The organism is Aquabacterium sp., from assembly GCF_036279655.1.
GTDB lineage: Bacteria > Pseudomonadota > Gammaproteobacteria > Burkholderiales > Burkholderiaceae_C > Aquabacterium.
This window is the reverse complement of the sequence record NZ_DASUIT010000028.1, coordinates 35,579-56,988: the sequence shown is the minus strand read 5'-3', so window position 1 is coordinate 56,988 and position 21,410 is coordinate 35,579. Positions and strand designations below refer to the sequence as shown.

The window sequence follows — 21,410 nt, the reverse complement described above, 5'->3', positions numbered from 1 at the left end:
GAGAAGGACGCGGCCCTGTCGCGGCGCTTCCAGAAGGTCGAGGTGGTCGAGCCCTCCGTCGAGCAGACCATCGAGATCCTCAAGGGCCTCAAGTCGCGCTTTGAAGAGCACCACAGCGTCAAGTACGCGCTGGGCGCCCTGCAGGCTGCGGCCGAGCTGTCGGCCAAGTACATCAACGACCGCCATCTGCCTGACAAGGCCATCGATGTGATCGATGAAGCCGGTGCCGCTCAGCGCATCCTGCCCAAGAGCAAGCAGAAGAAGACCATCACCCGTGCCGAGGTGGAAGACATCGTGGCCAAGATCGCCCGCGTGCCAGCCACCAGCGTCTCCAGTGATGATCGCAGCAAGCTCAAGACGCTGGACCGCGATCTCAAGAGTGTGGTGTTTGGTCAGGACAACGCCATCGACGCCCTGTCATCGGCCATCAAGATGGCACGCTCGGGTCTGGGCAAGCCGGACAAGCCCATCGGGGCCTTCCTGTTCAGCGGCCCCACCGGTGTGGGCAAGACCGAAGTCGCCAAGCAACTGGCCTATGTGCTGGGGATCGACCTGATCCGCTTCGACATGTCCGAGTACATGGAGCGCCATGCGGTCAGCCGCCTGATCGGCGCACCTCCGGGCTATGTCGGGTTCGATCAGGGCGGCCTGCTGACCGAGGCCGTCACCAAGAAGCCGCATTGCGTGCTGCTGCTCGACGAGATCGAGAAAGCACACCCCGATGTGTTCAACATCCTGCTGCAGGTCATGGACCACGGCACGCTGACGGACAACAACGGGCGCAAGGCCGACTTCCGCAACGTCATGATCATCATGACGACCAATGCGGGCGCCGAGACGTTGCAAAAATCGAGCATCGGGTTCACGAACCCGCGTGAGCTGGGTGACGAGATGGCCGACATCAAGCGCATGTTCACGCCAGAGTTCCGCAACCGCCTGGATGCCATTGTGGGCTTCAAGCCGCTGGACGAAGAGATCATCCTCCGTGTGGTCGACAAGTTCCTGCTGCAACTCGAAGGTCAACTGGCCGAGAAGAAGGTGGATGTCACCTTCACCGACAGCCTGCGTCGCTACCTGGCCAAGCGTGGTTTCGATCCGCTCATGGGTGCCCGCCCGATGCAGCGCCTGATCCAGGACACGATCCGTCGTGCACTGGCCGACGAGTTGCTGTTCGGCGATCTGGTCGATGGCGGACGCCTGACGGTGGATGTGGTCGCCAATGCCAAGGGCGAGGACGAGGTCAAGCTCGACATTCAGGCGCGCAGCAGCAAGATCGACAAGCCCAAGGCCGAGCCGGCCACGGCGGAGTGAACAAGGGGGCTTCGGCCCCCATCTTCGCCCAGACAGCAAAAAGGCAGACCGCGCGGTCTGCCTTTTTTTCGGGGTCAGATCGGCCGTAGTGGCCGATCCGAGGTGTCAGAGATCAGAAGCGGCGGCGAGCGGCGAAGCCCACCACGCCCAGGCCGGCCAGCACCAGGGCCAAGCTGCCGGGTTCGGGCACAGCCGTGACCTTGACGTTGTCCAGCAGGGCGCCGATGTTGTCGCCACCGCGGTTGGCGAAGGTCAGATTGAACACGCCGGAAGCGGCCGGTGCGAACGTCAGCGAGTACGTGGCAAAGGGATCGGTGGCCAGCAGCGTGTAGGTGGCCGTGGTGGTGCCGAAGGTCACGTCCACGATTTCGGTGGAGCTGCGGTTGCTGCCCGCCAGAGAGAAGGTGGCGGTATAGAGCCAACCCGCGTTGAAGGCCAGGCTCTTGGTCAGCTCACCAGCATTGCTGCTGCTGCCGTCCAGATCGATGTAGCGGCCATTGCCGGGTTCCAAATCGTAGAACGCGGGCTGGCCGATCACGTCCACGGAGCCGTTGCTCACCGTCCAGCCGATGGGCGTGGGGTTGCTGATGCTCAGGGCGTTGGCGTCGAAGTTGTCTTCAAACACCGTGGTGGCGGCTTGGGCACCCACGGATGCGAGGGCGATGGACATGGCGATCAGACTGCGGGCGATCATGGTGCTGCTTTCATTGGCGTACCTCCCTTGAGGTAACCGCTGTTACATATTAAGGGTTTGTACGCTAGCGAGCCATACCCAATTCAGGGGGGAGGCAGTTCATCCCGCGGAACGTCGTAAGCCGCAGGTGTTTCGTCGAAGTAGCTGCACAGCAGCGCATAGACGTCCGGGTGCTCAGCCTGCAGGCGGGTCGGCGCCACAAAGAAGGCCTCCGTCACCACGGGGAAGAACTCGGTCAGACCGTCTTGTGCGGCGTAAGGGTCCAGCCAGGGGGTGTCGCCATGCGCCAGTGCATCACGGTGTCGATCAAAGGCCTGCCACAAGGTGTCTTGCCATTGCCGGGCAGACAGATGGGGTGGCAGGGGCGGGGTGCCGTCCGCCTGCCCGTTGAGCATGTCCAGCGCATGGGCAAATTCGTGGATGACCACGTTGTAGCCCTGTGTCATGTCTTGGGCCTGCTGGACGTCGTGCCAGGACAGCATCACCGGTCCGTCGGGCATGGATTCTCCGGCGAGGACCTCGTCGTAGTGGTGGACCACGCCGGCCTCGTCCGTGACAGTGCGGCGCGCCACCACCTGATCAGGGTGCACCACGACACTCACGAAGCGCTCATAGGCACGCAGTCCCCAGGGCAGGATGGGCAGGCAGGCCTGCGCGGCGATCGCCACAGCCATGTCGTCCGTGAGTCGCAGTCCACCGGCCGGGGTGAACTCTTTGCGGGCCAGGAACAAGGTGCTGAGCTCGCGCAAGCGCTGCTGTGCGGATGCGCTTCGCCAGGTCAGAAACGGGTAGTTCTGCAAGGTGTGCTGCCACAAGGCGTCCGGGATCGCGCGGTGCTTCAGGACGAGGGTGTCCGGCAGCCATGAGGCGGGCCAGAAGGCGCTCAGGCGCGCTCCCCAGGGGCGGCGGGCCATGGGGCTCAGGCGTCCAGGGGCGCCATGGCCTGCGCCAGCGTCAGGCGCTGCACACCGGTGTGATCGAGCCGCAGCACCTCGGCGCGAGGGCTCGCATGGTCCAGATCCCAGTCGGACAGGACATGACGCTGGGCATCGGGCAGGCCAAACGGCTGCGAGGCCGGGCGGTGCGTGTGGCCATGGATCAGGCTGCGGGCACCCGTGGCCTGCATCCACTGTGCGGCGTGTTCGGCATCCACATCGGCCCAGGCCATGGGCGGCTGCTCACTTTTGCGGGCTTCGCTGGCCTCGCGCAGGCCACGTGCCGTCTGCAGGCGCGAGCTCAGTGGCTGCGCCAAGAAGGCGGCTTGCCAGGCGGGTGAGCGCACCTGTTGCCTGAAGGACAGGTAGTCCCTGTCGTCCAGGCACCAGGCATCGCCGTGCGTGAGCAGGTGGGTCTGCCCAAAGGCTTCCAGCAACAGCGGGTCGCCGAGCGCATGGGCGTGGCAGGCCGTGAGCATGTCCGGCCCCAGCAGGAAGTCGCGGTTGCCCACCATCAGGCCCAGCCACAGGCGCTGACCTGCCTGGTCCAGAGCACGGGTGCAGGCGGTCTCGAAGGGCAGGTGGCGCATGTCATCGCCCACCCAGGCTTCGAACAGATCACCCAGGATGAACAGGGCACTGGCAGGCGTGTGCGCCAGATAGTCCTGTAGCGCTGCGTGCGTGCGTGGGTGCGCGGCATCGAGGTGCAGGTCCGAGATGAAATCGATGCACCGCCATGATGCGGGGGCCTGCAAACGATCACACCGCCACGAGGGCGGTGTGTCTGGGGGGCTGGCGGAGTCCACCGGCGCAGGGCAGGGTGTCTGCCCGCTCAATCAGACCTCGACGGCCTTGGTGATGACGACGTCGTCATTGGGCACGTCATCATGGAAGCCCTTGCGACCGGTCTTGACCTTTTCGATCTGGTCGACCACTTCGGTGCCGGCTGTGACCTTGCCGAACACGGCATAGCCCCAGCCACTGGGCGTTTCCGACTTGAAGTTCAGGAAATCGTTGTGGGTGGCATTGATGAAGAACTGGGCGCTGGCCGAGTGCGGAGCGCTGGTACGTGCCATGGCGATGGTGTACTTGTCGTTCTTCAGGCCGTTGTTGGCCTCGTTCTGGATCTCGCCTTGCGTGGGCTTTTGCTTCATGCCGGGCTCGAAGCCGCCGCCCTGGACCATGAAACCCTTGATCACGCGGTGGAAGATGGTGCCGTCATAGTGGCCGGCGCGCACGTACTTCAGGAAGTTCTCCACCGTGACGGGTGCCTTGGCATCGTCCAGTTCCAGGGTGATCACACCTGCGGTGGTGTGCAGTTCAACATTCTTGGCCATGGTTTATTTCTCCAGCGTGGCTTGTTTGATGATGACCGGTGTCAGGGGCACATCGCCGTGCATGCCCTTCTGGCCGGTGGGGACCTTGCGGATCTTGTCGACCACGTCCATGCCCTGGATGACCTTGCCGAACACGGCGTAACCGTTGCCGTCGCGGGATTGCTCGGCATCCAGGAAGCCGTTGTCCTTCACGTTGATGAAGAACTGGGCGGTGGCCGAGTTGGGGTTCATGGTGCGGGCCATGGCGACGGTGCCGCGCAGATTGTTCAGACCGTTGCGGCTCTCCAGCGGGATCGGCGCACGGGTGGGCTTTTCCTTCATGTCGGGGGTCATGCCGCCGCCCTGGATCATGAAGCCGTCGATCACGCGATGGAAGATGGTGCCGTTGTAGTGCTCGGCCTTGACGTACTGGATGAAGTTCTCGACCGTCTTGGGTGCCTTGGCGGCATCGAGTTGCAGCACGATGTCGCCTTGCGAGGTGCTCAGACGCACGTTCTGTGCATGCACCCCCACAGTCATGAACAGGGCTGCCGAGCCGCCCACAACGGTCGCGGTCATGCGAGTCAGCCAATGGGTCATCCGATCACTCCTTCAAAGAATATTTTCCACAGACCATCTTCCTTGGTCCAGTACTGGCGCTTGACGGCCCCTGTGCGTTCACCCTGGTTGAGTTCACCAAAGGTGACCACGAGGATGTCGCTGCGGTCCTTCCACCCCAGGATGGCCAGGTCCTTGATTTGAACCTGTCTGCCGCGCTGGCTGGCGGTTTCACGCTCCAGGGTCTGGCGCCACTGGTTGAGGTCACGTCCGCCGTTGGCAAACTGCGGGGAGTAGAAGGACATCAGGCGGTTGATGTCGCCGCTGCCACGTGCCACGCGCCAGCCTTCGAGCAGGTTGCGCAGCGCGCGACGCTCGGCTTCCAGGGCATCGGGGGTGATCCAGTCGAGTGAGCGGGCGATGACCACCGGGGTGGAGCGGGGTTGTACCCGATCCATGATGGTCTTGAGTTCAGGGTTGGCCAGGGCCACGCAGCCGTCGGTGCTTTGCGGACTGCGGGCATAGCTGTCGGGCGGTACGCCATGCAGCCAGATGCCGTTGCCGGTGCGACCCAGGCGGCGGTCGTACTCGTTGGGATAGTTCAGGGGCAGGGCACCCACACCGTAGAAGTCGGTCAGCTTGTCGGCGTCCAGGCGACTGGTGATGTAGTACACGCCGATCGGGGTGCGCTGGTCACCCTGCACGTTCTTTTCTGCGCCCAGCTTGCCGATCGAGGCGTAGTGGTCGGCGACCAGTTGCAGCCCTTTGGGGCCGTTTTCGAAGACATACAGGCGTGAGCGGCTGGTATCCACCGCAATGGCGTGCTTGGTGCTGGCCGGCAGGTCGATGAACTGGGCGGGAACGGCACCCTCAGGCGGGCGCTCCTGCAGAGCGGCAATGCGCCGCTGGGCTTCTTCTCGCAGTTGGCGCAGGCGATCACCGGCCTTGCCCGTCAGCTGCGGTGGGGCTGCGCCCATCTGGCTGAGAGGGGATGTCTGGGCCATCAGCAAGTCGCCGTAGGCCAGTTGCGCCAGGTGGAAGTTGGGCACGTCGTTGACCAGGGCCTGGGCCTTGTCCAGGGCCAGACGTGTTTCGCCCTGGCCGATGAGGCGGTAGACCTCCAGCAGGCGACCTTCCGGGGAAGGGCCTGTCGGCGCATCGGTCACACGGCGCCAGCCGGCGGGCATGGGCGTGGCGTGACCGGCCGACAGCGAATCCTCGACCGACGAGCTGCGACCCACATTGGCCACAGCCGAATCGGCCGACATGAAAGACGAGAGTGCCCAGAGGGCGAGGGGGGCGCTCACGCCAAGCGCAAGCGCCGCGACCCGCCCGGCCGACATCTCAAAAGGCCGGCGGTTGCGCGAACGTTTCATCACGAGCCAGAAGTTTCCTTCACGATCACCCATGCATTGCCGGCGCGGACCAACTCCAGGCGCTTGCCGCTGGACACGCTCAAGGTATCAGCCTTGTAGTCCTGGCGGAAGCTGGCGGTGGCCTTGTTGCCGGAGACCTTGATCTTCAGATCCGAAATCTTGACGGAGATGCTGCGCTTGCTGGTGATGCGATCGCGGCGCTCTTGCTCCCATGCCTTGCGGGAGCCCTTGTCGCCATCGAAATCACGGGCATAGGCTGCGTAGTAGGCGTCCATGTCCTTGCGGGCCCAGGCAGTGGCCCAGCCACGAACAGCCGATTCGATGTCACGCTCTTGCGCTTCGGCCTTGGCTTCAACCGGTGCAGGGGCGGGTGCCGGTGCGGGCGCAGGCGGCGTCACCACAGGCTTGGGGGCCGGGGCGGGTGTGGGGGCCGGAGCGGGTGCTGGTGCAGGCGCGGGGGCCGGCACGGGCACAGCCACAGGCGCCGGCTTGGTGGTGGGGGTGGCGGCACCGTTGGTCAGTGCAGCGACGGCAGCAGAGCCACGGTCCTTGGGGAACAGATCGCGGATCATGGCCAGCTTGGGAGCCACGGCCGAGCGGGTGTCGATCTGCAGGGCCTTGGAGTAGGCCTGGCTGGCCAGCTTGGCGTAGACATCGCCCAGGTTCTCGTAGGCGGTGGCGTAGCTGGGGTTGGTGCGGATGGCCATTTCAAGGGCCGTGCGCGACTTGTCGTACTGACCCTGCTGGGCGTAGAGCACGGCCAGGTTGTTGAAGGGTTCGGGCAGCTCGGGGTAGTCTTCAGTGAGCTTCTGGAAGGCCGTGATGGCTTCGGCGGTACGACCGGCCTGAGACAGGCTGATGCCGCGCAGGAAGCGCATCATCGGGTCACGCGGCTTGCCAGCCAGGAACTGATCAGCCTTCTGGAGGGCTTCGACGTTCTTGCCCGAAGCGAGCAGCTTCTGGACGTCGGCTACTTCGTCCGCGCGAACGATCTGGCTGGAAAAGCTCAGCATCGCGATGGCAACGCATTGGGCAGCCAGTGCCGTCAGGCGGGCTCCAAACAGGGGCGCAACAACTCGCATGGGTCTTGTCAGTCTCAGGTTTGTGGATCGGTGAAACACCGCACAGAATACCAGCGCGCGCATGCTCTTGTCGTTGATGAACACCCTGACAAGGCACACGCGGCGCCAACGCTCGCGGCTATACTCGGTCGATTGTAGCTGAGCGATCGCGTCTGCCGGAGTTCCGTGAAACGGATCACGGCCTGATCGGATCGTCCCTTGGCTGGCCTCATTTGCAACCGCTTGTGTCCCTGCAGAACTGATCGCACACAGGCGGTTTTTGGTTTTTCCGGCTTTCCATGAGCTTGCGCATTTTCAACAGCCTGTCCCGGCAACTGGAGACCTTCTCTCCCATCGATCCGGGCCATGTCCGCATGTACGTGTGCGGCATGACGATCTACGATTACTGTCATGTGGGTCACGCCCGCATGATGATGTCCTTCGACGTGGTCCAGCGCTGGCTCAGGGCCTCGGGCCTGCAGGTCACGTATGTGCGCAACATCACCGACATCGATGACAAGATCATCCGCCGTGCGGTGGAGCGGGGCATCACCATCCGTCAGCTCACCGATGAGATGACGCAGGCGATGCATGCCGACATCGCTGCTCTGGGCATCGAGCCGCCCACGCACGAGCCGCGTGCGACGGAGTACGTCGGGCAGATGCTGAACCTGATCGGTCAACTGGAAGCCAAGGGACTGGCCTATCGGACCGCCCATGGCGACGTGAACTACTCGGTGCGCAAGTTCCCGGGCTACGGCAAGCTGTCGGGCAAGTCGCTGGACCAGTTGCGTGCGGGTGAGCGCGTGGCCGTGGACGACGGCAAGCAAGATCCGCTGGATTTCGTGCTCTGGAAAGCGGCCAAGCCTGAAGAGCCTCAGGACGCCAAGTACGACTCGCCCTTCGGTGCGGGGCGGCCCGGCTGGCACATCGAGTGCTCGGCCATGAGCTGCGCGCTGCTGGGCGAGCAGTTCGACATCCACGGTGGCGGGCTGGATCTGCAGTTCCCCCACCACGAGAACGAGATCGCCCAGAGCGAGGGCGCCAGTGGCAAGCCCCTGGCGAATGTCTGGATGCACAACGGCTTCCTGAACGTGGACAACGAGAAGATGTCCAAGTCGCTGGGCAACTTCTTCACCATCCGTGATGTGCTCAAGAGCTACGACGGTGAGACCATCCGCTTCTTCATGCTGCGGGTGCACTACCGCAGCCCCTTCAATTACAGCGATGCCGGCCTGGACGACGCGCGCAATGGCCTGCGCCGCCTCTACACGGCGCTCGATGGCGTGAGCCTGCCCGACGCGCCGTTCGACATCGATTGGGCCCACCCCCAGGCGGCCCGCTTCAAGGCGGCCATGGACGAGGACATCAACACGCCCATCGCCGTGTCCGTGCTGTTCGATCTGGCCGCTGAAGTCAACCGTGACCGCGCCGTGCCCACTGCCCGGTTGCTCAAGGCCCTGGCGGGCACGCTGGGTCTGTTGCAGCAGCCGCCCCGTGATTACCTGCAGGGTGGCGCCGGTGATGATGTGATCGACGCGGCGGCGATCGAGGCCCTGATCCAGGCTCGCGCGGACGCCAAGAAGGCTCGCAATTTTGCCGAGGCCGATCGCATCCGCGCTGAGTTGACAGCGATGGGGATCGAGCTCAAGGATTCCGCTCAGGGCACGACCTGGGTCAAAGCCTGATGAGCAGCGCCCCTCGCTCCAGTGCGCCTGTTGCCGGCGCAGAACCTGCGGTCGCCCTGGTGACCCCGGCGTTCTGGGATGACGCCTGCAAGCACCTGAGCAAGCGCGACCGCGTGATGCGCAAGCTCATCGCCGACTTCGGTCAGGCGCGGCTGCACAGTCGCCGCGACGCTTTCACGACCCTGGCGCGCTCCATCGTGGGGCAGCAGATCTCGGTCAAGGCGGCGCAGACGGTCTGGGACAAGCTGCTGACCCTGCTGGAGCAGCCCCGTGACGACATCCGCGTGGTGCTGCCGGTACAGCGGGTGGTGGATCTGCCTGCCGACACCCTGCGCACGGCCGGTCTGTCGGCCCGCAAGGTCGAGTACCTGATCGATCTGGCCCGTCACTTTGCCGATGGCCGACTGCATGTCGACCAGTGGACGCAGATGGACGATGAGGCCATCATTGAGGAATTGATCTGCATTCGCGGCATTGGCCGCTGGACGGCAGAGATGTTCCTGATCTTTCACCTGATGCGGGCCAATGTGCTGCCCCTGGATGACCTGGGCTTGATCAAGGCCATCAGCATCAACTATTTCAGTGGCGAGCCGGTGTCCCGCGCCGAAGCTCGCGAAATCGCTGACGCCTGGGCACCGTACCGGACCGTCGGCACTTGGTACCTGTGGCGCAGCCTGGATCCTGTGCCCGTGGAATACTGAGGTTCGAGAGAGAAAGACGTGCCATGAGCAAACGACATTTCCTGGAGTTCGAGCAACCCATCGCCGAGCTGGAAACCAAGATCGAAGAGTTGCGCTATGTGCAGAGCGAATCTGCCGTGGACATCTCCGAAGAGATCGACCGCCTGAGCAAGAAGAGCACACAGCTCACCAAGGACATCTACGCCAACCTGTCGCCCTGGCAGGTCACCCAGATCGCCCGCCATCCGCAGCGCCCCTACACGCTGGACTACGTCAACGAGCTGTTCACCGACTTCCAGGAGATGCACGGTGACCGCCATTTCTCGGATGACCTGTCCATCGTCGGGGGTCTGGCCCGCTTCAATGGCCAGGCCTGCATGGTGCTGGGCCACCAGAAGGGTCGCGACACCAAGGAGCGCGCGGCACGCAATTTCGGCATGTCGCGTCCCGAGGGTTATCGCAAGGCCCTGCGCCTGATGAAGACGGCTGAGAAGTTCGGCCTGCCGGTCTTCACTTTCGTCGACACGCCGGGTGCCTACCCGGGCATCGGGGCCGAAGAGCGCAACCAGTCCGAAGCCATCGGCCGCAACATCTTCGAGATGGCCCGCCTGGAAGTGCCCATCATCACCACCATCATTGGTGAGGGGGGCTCGGGTGGTGCGCTGGCCATCAGTGTGGCCGATCAGGTGCTGATGCTGCAGTATTCGGTGTACTCGGTCATCTCGCCCGAAGGCTGCGCCTCCATCCTCTGGAAGACCTCCGACAAGGCGTCGGACGCGGCCGAGGCCCTGGGCATCACCGCGCACCGCCTCAAGGCCCTGGGGCTGGTCGACAAGATCATCTCCGAGCCCGTGGGTGGCGCGCACCGCGATCACAAGCAGGCCTGCGCCAACCTCAAGCGCGCGCTCAATGACGCGATGCGCCAGCTCAGTGACCTGAAGGTGAAGGACCTGCTGCAACAGCGCTACGAGCGACTGCAGGGCTATGGTCGCTTCAACGACACCACCGAGCACTGATCCAGGCGCAGCGGCCGACGCCCCGGTGGTGGCGGTGGCCGTGGCCTACAGCGCAGGGCGTGACTCGACGGCCTTGCTCCATGCGACAGCCCGCATGGCCGCTCAGCTCGGCGGCCCCGGAGGCGCCATCCACGTGGTGGCCCTGCATGTGCACCATGGCCTGAGCGCACAGGCCGATGCCTGGCTGGACCATGCGCGCGAGCAATGTGCGGCCTGGGCTGCGCAGGGCTTGCCCGTGACACTCAGGCATCGTCACCTGAAGCTGCAGCCTCGTGCCGGGGAGAGCGTCGAGGCCCTGGCGCGTCAGGCGCGCTACCTGGCCCTGGCCGACATGGCGCGCGAGAGTGGCTGTCAGCAGGTGCTGCTGGCCCATCACCGACGGGATCAGGCCGAGACCTTTGTGCTGCAGGCACTGCGTGGCGCGGGGGTGGCGGGCTTGTCGGCCATGCCCCGTGAGGCCTGGCGTGATGGCCTGCAGTGGTGTCGCCCCTGGCTGCACCAGCCGCGGGAGGCCATCCAGGCCTATGTGGCGGCCCATGGCCTGCCGTATGTGGAGGATGACAGCAATGCGGATGTCCGTTTTGATCGCAATCGCCTGCGTGCGCAGGTCTGGCCAGCGCTGACGCAGGCGTTCGACCACGCCGAGATCTCTCTGGCGCAGGCGGCGCAGCACCAGTCGGATGTGCTGGCCTGTCTGGACGATTGGCTGGCGGGCGTGTTGCCCGGGCTGATCGTGCGCCGGGCAGGGCGGCAGGATCTGGATGTGCCGGCCTGGTTGCAGTTGTCGCCCGGGCCCAGGCGCGAGACTCTGCGGGCCTGGTTTGCGCTGCACGGGGTCGGGGCGCTGCCCGCCACGTGGGTGCACCGTCTGCACGATGAGCTGTCGTCCTGTGCCCGTGGGTGCTGGCCCCTGCCGGCTCAGGGCGGCGCTTTGCGGCTTTACCGGGGCGGTCTGAGCTGGCTGCCCGGTGGGCATGTGCTGGCGCCGGAACCGATGTCGGCCGGGGTGCACCTGCTGAGTGTGGCGCGCGCCGGTCGCGTGGCCCTGCCCGCTGGGTGGGGACATCTGCAGGTGACCCGCGTCGCGTCAGGGGGCGTGGCGCTGTCGCGTCTGCGCTCGTGTGAGTTGAGACCCCGAACCGGGGGCGAGCAGTTTCAGTTGGCGCCGAAGCGCCCCGCGCGCATGCTCAAGAAGCAGTTTCAGGCTCTGGCGGTGCCCGCGTGGATGCGCGATGGGCCCTTGCTGTGGGCGCAAGGGCAGTTGGTGTTCGTGCCAGGGCTGGGGGTGGATGCGCGGGTTTGGGCGGCGTCCGGCGAGCCTCAGGTCACCCTCACTTGGGTGCCTGACCCCATTTCGAAGTGACTACGCGCATTTCCTGAGCGCATTTGGGGCCGGGCACGGTTAAAATCTAAGGTTTGACCGAGTGGGTCGGACACGCTGTGTGCCCGGCTGGAGCACGCGGTTTCAAAGCAACGCTATTAGCAACGTCTGACATGGCACTGATTGTTCACAAATACGGCGGCACGTCGATGGGCTCGACCGAGCGCATCCGCAACGTGGCCAAGCGCGTGGCCAAGTGGGTGCGGGCGGGTCATCAACTTGTGGTCGTTCCGTCGGCCATGAGCGGCGAGACCAACCGCCTGCTGGGCCTGGCCAAAGAGCTCTCCGAGAGCCCCAGCGCACGCGAACTCGACATGATTGCCGCCACGGGCGAGCAGGTGTCGTCGGGTCTGCTGGCCATCGCACTGCAGGCCGAAGGCCTGGAGTCGGTGAGCTACGCTGGCTGGCAGGTTCCCATCAAGACGAATTCGGCCTTCACCAAGGCCCGCATCGAGAGCATCGACGATGCCCGCGTGCGCGCCGATCTGGACGCTGGCAAGGTGGTGGTGATCACCGGTTTCCAGGGGGTGGACCCCAACGGCAACGTCACCACCCTGGGCCGTGGCGGCTCCGACACCTCGGCCGTGGCCGTGGCGGCGGCCCTGAAGGCGGCCGAGTGCCTGATCTACACCGATGTGGACGGCGTCTACACCACCGACCCCCGCGTGGTGCCTGAAGCCCGCCGCATGCACAGCATCAGCTTTGAAGAGATGCTGGAGATGGCCAGCCTGGGCTCCAAGGTGTTGCAGATCCGCTCGGTGGAGTTCGCCGGCAAATACCGTGTGCCCCTGCGCGTGCTGTCGAGCTTCACGCCCTGGGACATCCCCCTCGACGTAGAAGCCAAGTCGGGCACCCTGATCAGTTTTGAGGAAGACGAAAAAATGGAACAAGCCGTTGTTTCCGGCATCGCGTTCACGCGCGACGAAGCCAAGATCACCGTCGTCGGCGTGCCCGACACCCCGGGCATTGCCTACCAGATCCTGGGCAAGGTCGCGGACGCCAACATCGATGTCGACGTGATCATCCAGAACGTCTCGCACGACGGCAAGACCGACTTCTCCTTCACCGTGCCCCGTGGCGATCATGCCCGCACGATGGAGTTGCTGCAGTCGCAAGTGCTGCCCGGCCTGGGCGCGCGTGAAGTGGTGGGTGACACCAAGATCTGCAAGGTCAGCATCGTGGGCATTGGCATGCGCAGCCATGTTGGCATCGCCAGCACGATGTTCAAGACCTTGTCGGACGAGGGCATCAACATCCAGATGATCACCACCAGCGAAATCAAGACGTCGGTGGTCATCGACGAGAAGTACCTGGAACTGGCGGTGCGCGCGTTGCACAAGGCCTTTGGCCTGGACGAGGTCAAGGCCTGATCAGAGCGTTGTTTTTGATGCGTTTGCGGCAATGGGTCTGCGTTTTGTAGGCTAGAATGCTCGCTGTGCTGGAGACGTGACCGAGTGGCCGAAGGTGCTCCCCTGCTAAGGGAGTATGTGCCTTAAAAGCGCATCGAGGGTTCGAATCCCTCCGTCTCCGCCAAGAACAGAATGCCCCCTATGAGCTTTGTGCTTGTAGGGGGTTTTTCTTTTGGGCTTGTGCGGGTGTGCCATGGCATGTTGGCGTCGACCTGGGTCAACGGTCGTCGACGCGCGTCGTTGACCGTAAACGTTTTGATGTGGACAATGGCATCAATAATTGTTTTAAGGTCGCCGTATGCAAAATGGAGATGGGTACGCCGGATATAAGTGGCTGTCGGAGGCGTACGACGTGGCTCCGGTGCAGCCCTTACGGGTCCTCAGCGTCATCGGCTCGGTACGCTCCAGCTCGGCATCCAATGGCTTCACGGTTGAGACGTACCCGGCACACTACCAGCCGGATGCGACGCTGAGCGCGCACCTGACGTTTGCGCTCAAGTATGAGGGCGTCGAGCTGGATTTTCTCAACCGCCTCTTCGAGGTCACCGGCCCCGAACCCATCGCCAAATGGGCTCTGGAAGAGCCCACGGGTGCATACGCGCGCCGCTGCGGCTTCCTCTATGAGTGGCTCACCGACTCCATCCTCGATGGGGTGGGCGACGCCGGCGGGAACTACGTCGCCTTGCTCGATGGGTCCCAGTACCTCACCGCCACGGTGCCGGACAAGGTGCGCCGCTGGCGCATCAACAACAACCTGCCGGGCATCCGGGCCTTTTGCCCGATGGTTGACTTTGGGAAGCAGGGCCCGGCTGATCCGGCGCCACTGCGCGCTGAGATCGATACGATGGTCGATCAGTTCGGGCTTGAGACGATCGAGCGCGCTGTCAACTGGCTGACGATCAAGGAGAGCAAGGCCAGCTTTGCCATCGAGTCCGAGGGCAAGGAAGAGGACCGCATCCGCCGCCTGGCGCGCGCCATGAGCACGCACTGCGGCAAGATCGAGTCCGCCCTCACGGAAGAGGGAATGCTGGAGATTCAGCGGGCCATCATGGGCGACAAGATGGTGGGCGCCAGGCTGGGCATTCGCCGGTCCCCGGTTTTTGTTGGGCACACCAACTCACTCTTCGAGCCCATGATCGACTATCTGGCGCCCCACCATGGCATGGTGGCCGAGATGATGGAGGGGCTGCGTGCGTTCGAGCAGCGCACCCGTGGGCAAAGCCCGCTGCTGCGCGCGGCGGCCCTGTCCTTTGGTTTTGTCTACATTCACCCCTTGGGTGACGGCAATGGCCGGCTTTCGCGCTTCCTGATCAACGACATCCTTCGGCGCGACGGCTTCCTGCCAGCGCCGGTGATCCTGCCGGTCTCGGCGGTGATCAGCGAGAGCGCCATGCGGCGCGCCGCCTATGACACCGCCTTGGAGCACCTGTCGCGGCCGCTGATGGCCAGGATGAATCCGGTATGCAAGTTCGGCGCGACCGTGCAATACGAAGATGGCGTCGAGTCCAACCTGCACGTCGTCGACTGGAACCAGGGCCTGGCCACCTGGCGCTATGCCGACCTCACCCTCCAGTCTGAGTACCTGGTCGACGTCATCCGGCACTCGATCCTGCACGGCCTCAAAGACGAGGCTGTGTACTTGCTGCGCTACGACACCGCGCGCGACAGCCTCAAGGACCTCATTGAGGGCCGCGACGAGGACTATGCGACGATCATCCGATCCCTGGTGACCAATATGAAGGTCAGCGGCAAGCTGCGCAGGACGTACCCCGGGGTCTTCAGCGACGATGACCTGGCCAAGCGCGTCGAGCGCGCGGTCTTCAAGGCCTTTGAGCTGTTGCCCGATGATGACGACGACGATGAGGTGGTGCCGCGCCTGGATGTGGTGGCCCGATGAATTCATGAGGGCACATGGTCCATTCAGCCTTCCGCCATGGACCAGCCCTCCCGAATTTGACGTGAGGATACCTTTGATCAAGTCGCTTGACCTTTTGCACGATCGTGCTTGGTGCAGCGATCTGATCTTTCGATGCGAATCCTCAGCCCTTGAACCATGGCCAACTGCTGTCACTGCAGGCTCGTCGCGCCGAAGCCATCCGTCAGGCGATCGCCCATTGGAGCCAGTTCCGCCCGCGCCCCTACGACGCCAGCAAGGGTGTCCAGCTCGGCGCACTGGTCTGTCTGGTTGATTCCGACGACAAGGAACAACACCTCTTAAGGCCCTGCTGGGTCAACGAGAGGGTGATGAGGTGTCGTTACAGGTCGCGCCCATCCGACAGCAGTTTGAGGTGCTGCGGTTTCATTGAATTGCACGCAAGTTTCGTCAAATGGGTCGAGGTCTGCAGTACCTTGAGCCGACCACTGGTGGGGCTGTGTCGCTTGCCCTGTGGTGTCAGTGTTCGATGGGCTGAAAGCCTGGGTGATCGAAATGCTGGCCGTAGGCCTTGAGGGCGCCGATCACCTTGACGGCCCCGTCCATGCGTGGGGTGCCCTTGACTTGGCCGGCCATTTGGTCAGCGCCAGCCAGCAGGTCGGCGATGACGATGTGCAACTGGGCGTCGGCGGCGGGTGGCAGCTTGCAGGTGGCGACGATCTGAGCGACCGACGCCCGCACCTGCTTGGCCAGCCGGTCGTAAGACCTGGCCGACAGCTTGTTCTCGTGGATCGCGTGCAGTGAGTCCGCCATCGACTGGCGGATCGCCAGCATGCCCGCGCGCAATGGGGCATCGGTCTGCCACTTCTTGCCCGCATTGAGCTGCAAGGTGAGCTCGGTCGCGCCCTGCGCATGGTCATGTACAGGGGATGCGGCCAGAGCAGGGCTGCCGGTGTACAGCGCAAACACGGTGAGCGCAAGGTGAAGGTAGGGTTTCATGGGCATGAGGTTTCAGGGCATGTTCACCTTACTGCATCCTTCCCGGCTTGCCAATGCGGCAGATCAGGACGGTGGATCTCGCGCCAAGCACTGATCAACGAACAGATCCTTGATGCAAGCCAGAGCGCCAGCGATGCAGCGTGCTTATGCTGATCGCACGAGGTATCTCCAGCATGGACTCCACCCCGCGACTGCCTGTCTTGATCAGCTTGCTGCTGCTCCTGCTGCTGACCCTGGTATGGGCTGGATCAGCCACGTCTGCAGTCATGACAACGGGGCACATCGCCACCACCCCTGTGTCGCATCATGCCCAGCCTGCCGAGGCTGGGGCTCACGAGCACAGCCCCTGTGCGAGCGACACCGTGCACTGTCAGAGTGGCCATGGCCATTGCGCATGTGCGCCCGGGCCCACCTGGTCCCCTGATGCGGGCCCATCCTCACGCCCTGATCGACATGTGCGCTCCCATGCCTCCCAACGGCTCGGGCGCACCGTGCCGCCAGACACCCCCCCTCCCATCGTCTGAAGTGCTGAGTTCGCTGGGGCCCTCGGGCTCCGTGGTTTCTCATGACCGTTCGGTCTCGGCAGACCCCTGCCCGTGCCCGGCCCACTTCAACGATTGGATGACAAATGAACATGACCCATTACATGCAGCTTCTGGCAGACAACCAGCCCTGGAACCTGCTGATCTTCATGGCGGTGCCGGTGGTTCTGGCCGAAACCGTTGCCATCACTGAACTCTTTGTGCTCTTTCATCGCTCGACTCAAGGGCCGCTGGTGGCCCTCAACCGGGGTGCCAGCATCGCCGGAGGTGTCTATTTTCTGGGGGTGTTTGTGTATCTGATGAGCACAGCGGCCATCCCCCTGACGGTTTCCGGTCAGTGGCGTGGTCCTGCGGACGTGCTGGCCGTGGGCGCCTATCTGGCGGGGGTGCTGCCCTTGCTGGGCATGGCCTTGCTGGATCTCCGCATCGTCGGTGCCAACTGGGCCCATGACAAGCGCCTGTGGTGGCATGCCGCCTGTGTGGCGGCCTTCCTGGTCATCGCCCATGTCGCCATGATCTTCGGCATGCTGGATCCCACGCTGATGTGGTCTGGCGGTGCCGCAGCACACCCCGCACACATGGCGCATTGACGCCGGGGGCCGCACAGATGAGGCTATGCTCACGGCTCGCGATTTCTTGAAGAGCTTGCCTCTGCTGCCGTGCCATGACCTCATCCCACAGCCCCTTTTATGCCCACCTCTCGCGTCTGCGCTTCATCAAGCGCTGGGGCCTGATGCGCAATGCGGTCGAGGAGGACGTGGCCCAGCACAGCTGGGAGGTGGCCGTGCTGGCCCATGCGCTGGCCTTGATCCGGCGCGATGTGTTTGGCGGTGCCATTGATCCCAACGCCGTGGTGACGCGAGCGCTGTTTCATGACGCCACGGAGGCCATCACGGGGGATCTGCCCACGCCAGTGAAGTACTCGCCCGCCATGCGGCAGGCCACTGCGCACCTGGAGGACGAGGTCAGCCGCGAGATGGTGGCTTTGCTGCCCGAGGCCCTGCAAGGCAGCCTGCGCGAGGCGATGGACCATCGCCTGTGGCCCCAGGATGAGGCTGAGCTGGTCAAGGCCGCCGATCGCCTGGCAGCCTGGCTCAAGTGCAAGGCGGAGTTGCGCTATGGCAACCGCGAGTTCGAGCAGGCCGAGCAGCAGATCCGGGGCAAGCTGAATGAGCACATGCTGCCCGAAGTGCGCTATTTCCTGGATCAGTTCGGCCCGGCGTATGAGCTCACGCTGGATTCTCTGATGCGGGGCGACTGAGCTCGCGGCCGTACCAGTGGTTCAGCGCCTGGGCGTGTTGCGCCAGGCGCGTCTGCTCGGCGGGGCGCCACAGAGCGTGGCTGCTGCTGGCCCGCGCCATGAAGTCCAGCAAGCCCGCGTGGCGACGCAGCACGCGCTGCTGACGGTGTTCGATCAGGGGGTTGAAGATGCCGTGGCGGCTGAAGAGCTGGCGTGGGTTCTTCTTGACCCACAACCACGACCCCATCTCCAGCGTCAGGGGCAGGAACACCTGCTCGGGGTGCTGCTGTTGCGCCTGCAGGTAGAGGTGGTCCCACAGATCGCCATGGGCCAGGTATTGCAGGCTCTGGGGCTCAAACACATAGCGGTGGTGGGCATGGGTCTGCTCGAAGATGGTGTGCAGGGCAAAGACCTCGCTCAGATGGGGCATCGGCGCGCGCGTGTGCGCCAGCGGAAACCAGATCCGGTCCTGCACGCCAAAGCCCGAGTGGCAATCCAGGGCCAGGCTGAAGGGGCGGCCCAGCAATTCCTGTTCGACCACCTGGCACAGGGCTGCGCTCTCCAGTTGCATGGGGGCGCCCAGGGGGCCTCGGTACCAGGGCAGCGCAGCACTCCAGCGCTGTCCGCCCACCAGGAAGGGCACGGGCTCGACGGCGTCCACCGGGGCATTGCGCATCAGGTCGACCCCCTGTGGGTTGGCTCGGGTGCCCAGCCACAAGCCGCCCGGGTTGACCAGGGGCATGAAGACCATGCGCAATCCTTCCAGCTGTGTGTGCAGCAGCCGATCCCACTTCAGGCGCTGCACCAGGCTGTGCAGGTAGGACATCACCACTTCGGCACCGATGCGCTCCAGGCCATGGATGCCGCCGAAGAAACCCACGGCGGGCACATCGGGGGCCGGGTTGCCCAGGGTGATCACCGGCACGTCGAAACGATGGGCGCCCACCTCGATCTGACAGGCCGTGCGTGCGCTCAGATGCGGTCCGCCTTCGGTGATCAGTCGTGGCAGATCTTCCAGTTCGGGCAGACGATAGGTGCGCACAGAGGGGGGAGGATGGTCAAAACGGATCAGGCTAATGCCGCGATATGACAGGGGTGCGACGCCTGTGGGGTGTGTCATGCGTCTGTCATGGTGGGGCACTACCGTGGGCCGATGGTGTTCACGAAGGAGTGTGCGATGCGTCCATATCGTCAACGTCGCTGGGGGTGGCGTCTGCTGGTGCTCGGTGGCGCGCTGGTGTGGGCCATTTCCGAGTCTCTGGCGCTGTGGCGCTCGCGTTTGGCCTCAGAATGATTGGCTGAGGGCTCACTGGTCGCAAAGCGTTGGAAGGTGGGGCCCCATGGGAGCCCCCGCATGAGCCAAGCGCATGTGAATGTCTCAGCCGTTACCCAGGCCTTGCAAGCGCGCGATGGCGGGCCGGTGCGCTGCCTGGAAACCCACATCTCCTGGGTGTGGCTCACGCCGACGCATGCTTACAAGGTTCGCAAGCCCGTTGATCTGGGCTTTCTGAACTTCACCGAGCTGTCCACGCGCCTGCAGGACTGTCTGGACGAGTTGCGACTCAACCGGCGTACCGCGCCCACCTTGTACGAGGGTTTGATCGCCTTGCGCGGCCCGGCCGATGCGCCGAGCCTGACGTGGGTGCCTGACGAGCAGGCGGTGTCACCCGGGCCGGACGTGCTGGACTACGCCGTCTGCATGCTGCGTTTCGAGGCGGGGAGCCGGCTCGACGAGCTCTTGCAGGCGGGGCGGCTGGATGATCGCCTGGCCGATGAACTGACCGACACCATCGTGGACTTCCATGGCCGTGCCGAGCCCGTCTCGCACCGGCACCACGACGGTTCGCGCGAGGTCCGGCATGTCGTGGCCGAGAACCTGCTGCAACTGCAGGGCCAGGCGGGCGCGAAGGCGGAGGGCGGCACGCTGGCGCGCTATGCCCTGTGGCTGGTGCAGCAAGAGGCGGTGCTGCGGCCCTTGATGCGCCAGCGCGAGCGCGAAGGGGCGGTGAGGGATGTCCACGGGGATCTGCACCTGGAGAACATCTGCGTCTTTGACGGCCGGGTGACCCTGTTCGATGCGCTGGAGTTCAACGCCGACATGCGTCGCATCGATGTGCTCGATGATCTGGCCTTTTTGCTGATGGATCTGCGTGCACGGCAAGCGCAGCGGCTGGCGCGCCGTGTGCTGAATCGCTATCTGGAGGCCACGGGCGACTACGCTGGCTTGCCATTGCTGCGCTACTACATGGCGTATCGCGCCATGGTGCGCGTGAAGGTGGCCTGGCTCACCGGTGGTCAGCAGGACAAGGCGGCGCTTTACCTGGCCCTGGTGGACGAGATCATCGGCCCGCCGCCCACCCGAGGGTTGCTCATCACCCATGGCCTGTCGGGCAGTGGCAAAACCACCGTCAGTCAGGAGGTGCTGGAGCGCATTGACGCCGTGCGTGTGCGCTCCGATGTCGAGCGCCGGCGTCTGGCGCAGGCCGATCGGTATGCCCCTGCATCCACCCGACTGACCTATGAGCATCTGGCTAGGGTGGCCGAAGCGGTGGTGAGGTCCGGGTATGTGGCGGTGGTGGATGCCACCTTCCTGCAGCAGTCCCAGCGAGACCCGTTTCACGCCTTGGCGCAGCGCCTGGGCGTGCCTTTTGTGATCCTGCATTGCCAGGCCGCGCCAGACGAGTTGCGCGCGCGTATTGCGGCCCGCCTGGCGCGTGGGCAAGATGCCTCGGAGGCCGATGCGGGCGTGCTCGCCTCGCAGGAGGCCCACCAGGAACCCTTGAGCCCGGAGGAAGAGGCTCAGACCTGGATGATCGAGCATGGGCGGGCATCGGCACAGGCCTGGTCGGCGCTGCTGGCGCGCCTGGGAGCGCCCGCTCAGCCGGGCACCAGCACACTGGAGCCAGGTCGGGCGGGGTCGTGATGGACCTGGACTCTCTGCCCGACCGGATAGGGCGCCAGGGCTGCGCGGGCGGCCTCTTCTGAATAAAAGCGCTCGGGCAGGGCCCGCACGCGTGTGCCTTTGTGGCGTTCGCCCTGGACGCTGTACTCGTATTGCACATCGAGCAACCAGCCGTTGTGGCTGATTTCGCCCATGGGGTCGTCGTATTCACGGCGCAACTCGGCGCGGGTGATCACGCCTTCGACCGTGGGCCACTGCGGGCTGGCCTTGCGGTCCTGCCAGGCGCGCCACATCAGCACCGCCACGACGACGAACACCACGATCAGTACGGTTTTGACGATCAGCTCCAGCATGGCAGCACTGTACGCCACGCCGATGTGCAGCATGCAGGCGCTCTCTTAGTTGTCTGCCGCATAAGCAAGGGCATTT

Annotated in this window: 20 protein-coding genes and 1 tRNA gene; 11 read left to right on the top strand and 10 right to left on the bottom strand. The window is 64.4% G+C overall.

The features are described from left to right. On the top strand, positions 1–1,311 hold a 1,311-nt coding region (locus VFW84_RS03350; RefSeq protein WP_329679016.1), incomplete at its 5' end, for an AAA family ATPase. Positions 1,312–1,423: 112 nt separating this feature from the next. Here the strand turns inward: VFW84_RS03350 and VFW84_RS03345 are convergent. The 7 genes from VFW84_RS03345 to VFW84_RS03315 form a co-directional block, all read right to left on the bottom strand. Next, on the bottom strand, positions 1,424–2,005 hold the full coding sequence (locus tag VFW84_RS03345) for a PEP-CTERM sorting domain-containing protein (RefSeq protein WP_329679015.1): 582 nt from the start codon (positions 2,003–2,005) through the stop codon (positions 1,424–1,426). 83 nt (positions 2,006–2,088) lie between these two features. Further along, positions 2,089–2,919: a M90 family metallopeptidase gene (locus VFW84_RS03340; protein ID WP_329679014.1), complete on the bottom strand. Its 831-nt coding sequence runs from the start codon at positions 2,917–2,919 to the stop codon at positions 2,089–2,091. 5 nt (positions 2,920–2,924) lie between these two features. Beyond that, the gene (locus VFW84_RS03335) at positions 2,925–3,695 is read right to left on the bottom strand and encodes a UDP-2,3-diacylglucosamine diphosphatase (protein WP_329679013.1); all 771 of its coding nucleotides are present in this window, start codon (positions 3,693–3,695) and stop codon (positions 2,925–2,927) included. A gap of 81 nt (positions 3,696–3,776) precedes the next feature. Continuing rightward, entirely contained in the window at positions 3,777–4,277 is a 501-nt protein-coding gene (locus tag VFW84_RS03330; RefSeq protein ID WP_329679012.1) for a peptidylprolyl isomerase, read from the bottom strand. A gap of 3 nt (positions 4,278–4,280) precedes the next feature. Beyond that, entirely contained in the window at positions 4,281–4,796 is a 516-nt protein-coding gene (locus tag VFW84_RS03325) for a peptidylprolyl isomerase (protein ID WP_414638879.1), read from the bottom strand. Positions 4,797–4,852: 56 nt separating this feature from the next. Further along, entirely contained in the window at positions 4,853–6,121 is a 1,269-nt protein-coding gene (locus VFW84_RS03320) for a L,D-transpeptidase family protein (RefSeq protein WP_329679010.1), read from the bottom strand. A 68-nt stretch (positions 6,122–6,189) separates the two neighbouring features. Further along, positions 6,190–7,272 carry a tetratricopeptide repeat protein gene (locus VFW84_RS03315; RefSeq protein ID WP_329679009.1) on the bottom strand — a complete coding sequence of 361 codons (1,083 nt, stop codon included), beginning with the start codon at positions 7,270–7,272 and terminating at the stop codon, positions 6,190–6,192. Positions 7,273–7,550: 278 nt separating this feature from the next. On the opposite strand from VFW84_RS03315, the gene cysS reads away from it, so the two are divergent. The 7 genes from cysS (at position 7,551) to VFW84_RS03280 (ending at position 15,322) form a co-directional block, all read left to right on the top strand. Further along, the gene (gene cysS, locus VFW84_RS03310; protein ID WP_329679008.1) at positions 7,551–8,939 is read left to right on the top strand and encodes a cysteine--tRNA ligase; all 1,389 of its coding nucleotides are present in this window, start codon (positions 7,551–7,553) and stop codon (positions 8,937–8,939) included. Beyond that, entirely contained in the window at positions 8,939–9,640 is a 702-nt protein-coding gene (locus VFW84_RS03305) for a DNA-3-methyladenine glycosylase (protein WP_329679007.1), read from the top strand. The genes cysS and VFW84_RS03305 overlap by 1 nt, the downstream gene beginning before the upstream one ends. Before the next feature lie 23 nt (positions 9,641–9,663). Beyond that, positions 9,664–10,635, top strand: a complete 972-nt coding sequence (locus VFW84_RS03300; protein ID WP_329679006.1) for an acetyl-CoA carboxylase carboxyltransferase subunit alpha — start codon at positions 9,664–9,666, stop codon at positions 10,633–10,635. After that, positions 10,604–11,998 carry a tRNA lysidine(34) synthetase TilS gene (gene tilS / locus VFW84_RS03295; protein ID WP_329679005.1) on the top strand — a complete coding sequence of 465 codons (1,395 nt, stop codon included), beginning with the start codon at positions 10,604–10,606 and terminating at the stop codon, positions 11,996–11,998. The genes VFW84_RS03300 and tilS overlap by 32 nt, the downstream gene beginning before the upstream one ends. 131 nt (positions 11,999–12,129) lie before the next feature. Further along, positions 12,130–13,386, top strand: coding sequence for an aspartate kinase (locus VFW84_RS03290; protein ID WP_329679004.1), 1,257 nt, complete (start codon positions 12,130–12,132; stop codon positions 13,384–13,386). A gap of 70 nt (positions 13,387–13,456) precedes the next feature. After that, positions 13,457–13,549: transfer RNA gene (locus VFW84_RS03285), tRNA-Ser, on the top strand. A gap of 228 nt (positions 13,550–13,777) precedes the next feature. After that, positions 13,778–15,322 carry a Fic family protein gene (locus VFW84_RS03280; protein ID WP_329679003.1) on the top strand — a complete coding sequence of 515 codons (1,545 nt, stop codon included), beginning with the start codon at positions 13,778–13,780 and terminating at the stop codon, positions 15,320–15,322. A 495-nt stretch (positions 15,323–15,817) separates the two neighbouring features. Here VFW84_RS03280 and VFW84_RS03270 read toward each other — a convergent pair whose 3' ends face one another. Then, on the bottom strand, positions 15,818–16,297 hold the full coding sequence (locus VFW84_RS03270; RefSeq protein ID WP_329679002.1) for a hypothetical protein: 480 nt from the start codon (positions 16,295–16,297) through the stop codon (positions 15,818–15,820). Between the two features lie 628 nt (positions 16,298–16,925). Between VFW84_RS03270 and VFW84_RS03265 the strand changes: the two genes are divergently transcribed. Beyond that, positions 16,926–17,429, top strand: coding sequence for a DUF6803 family protein (locus VFW84_RS03265; protein WP_329679001.1), 504 nt, complete (start codon positions 16,926–16,928; stop codon positions 17,427–17,429). 74 nt (positions 17,430–17,503) lie between these two features. Further along, the gene (yfbR, locus tag VFW84_RS03260; RefSeq protein ID WP_329679000.1) at positions 17,504–18,100 is read left to right on the top strand and encodes a 5'-deoxynucleotidase; all 597 of its coding nucleotides are present in this window, start codon (positions 17,504–17,506) and stop codon (positions 18,098–18,100) included. Here the strand turns inward: yfbR and VFW84_RS03255 are convergent. Further along, positions 18,069–19,121, bottom strand: coding sequence for a M14 family zinc carboxypeptidase (locus VFW84_RS03255; protein ID WP_329678999.1), 1,053 nt, complete (start codon positions 19,119–19,121; stop codon positions 18,069–18,071). The genes yfbR and VFW84_RS03255 overlap by 32 nt on opposite strands. A gap of 312 nt (positions 19,122–19,433) precedes the next feature. Here VFW84_RS03255 and VFW84_RS03250 point away from each other — a divergent pair, with 312 nt between their 5' ends. Further along, complete coding sequence (locus tag VFW84_RS03250; protein ID WP_329678998.1) at positions 19,434–21,002, top strand: AAA family ATPase; 1,569 nt, start codon at positions 19,434–19,436, stop codon at positions 21,000–21,002. On the opposite strand, the gene VFW84_RS03245 is transcribed toward VFW84_RS03250, so the two are convergent. Then, positions 20,957–21,367, bottom strand: coding sequence for a DUF3592 domain-containing protein (locus VFW84_RS03245; protein WP_329678997.1), 411 nt, complete (start codon positions 21,365–21,367; stop codon positions 20,957–20,959). The two genes, VFW84_RS03250 and VFW84_RS03245, sit on opposite strands and share 46 nt — an antisense overlap. Between the last annotated feature and the right edge of the window lie 43 nt (positions 21,368–21,410).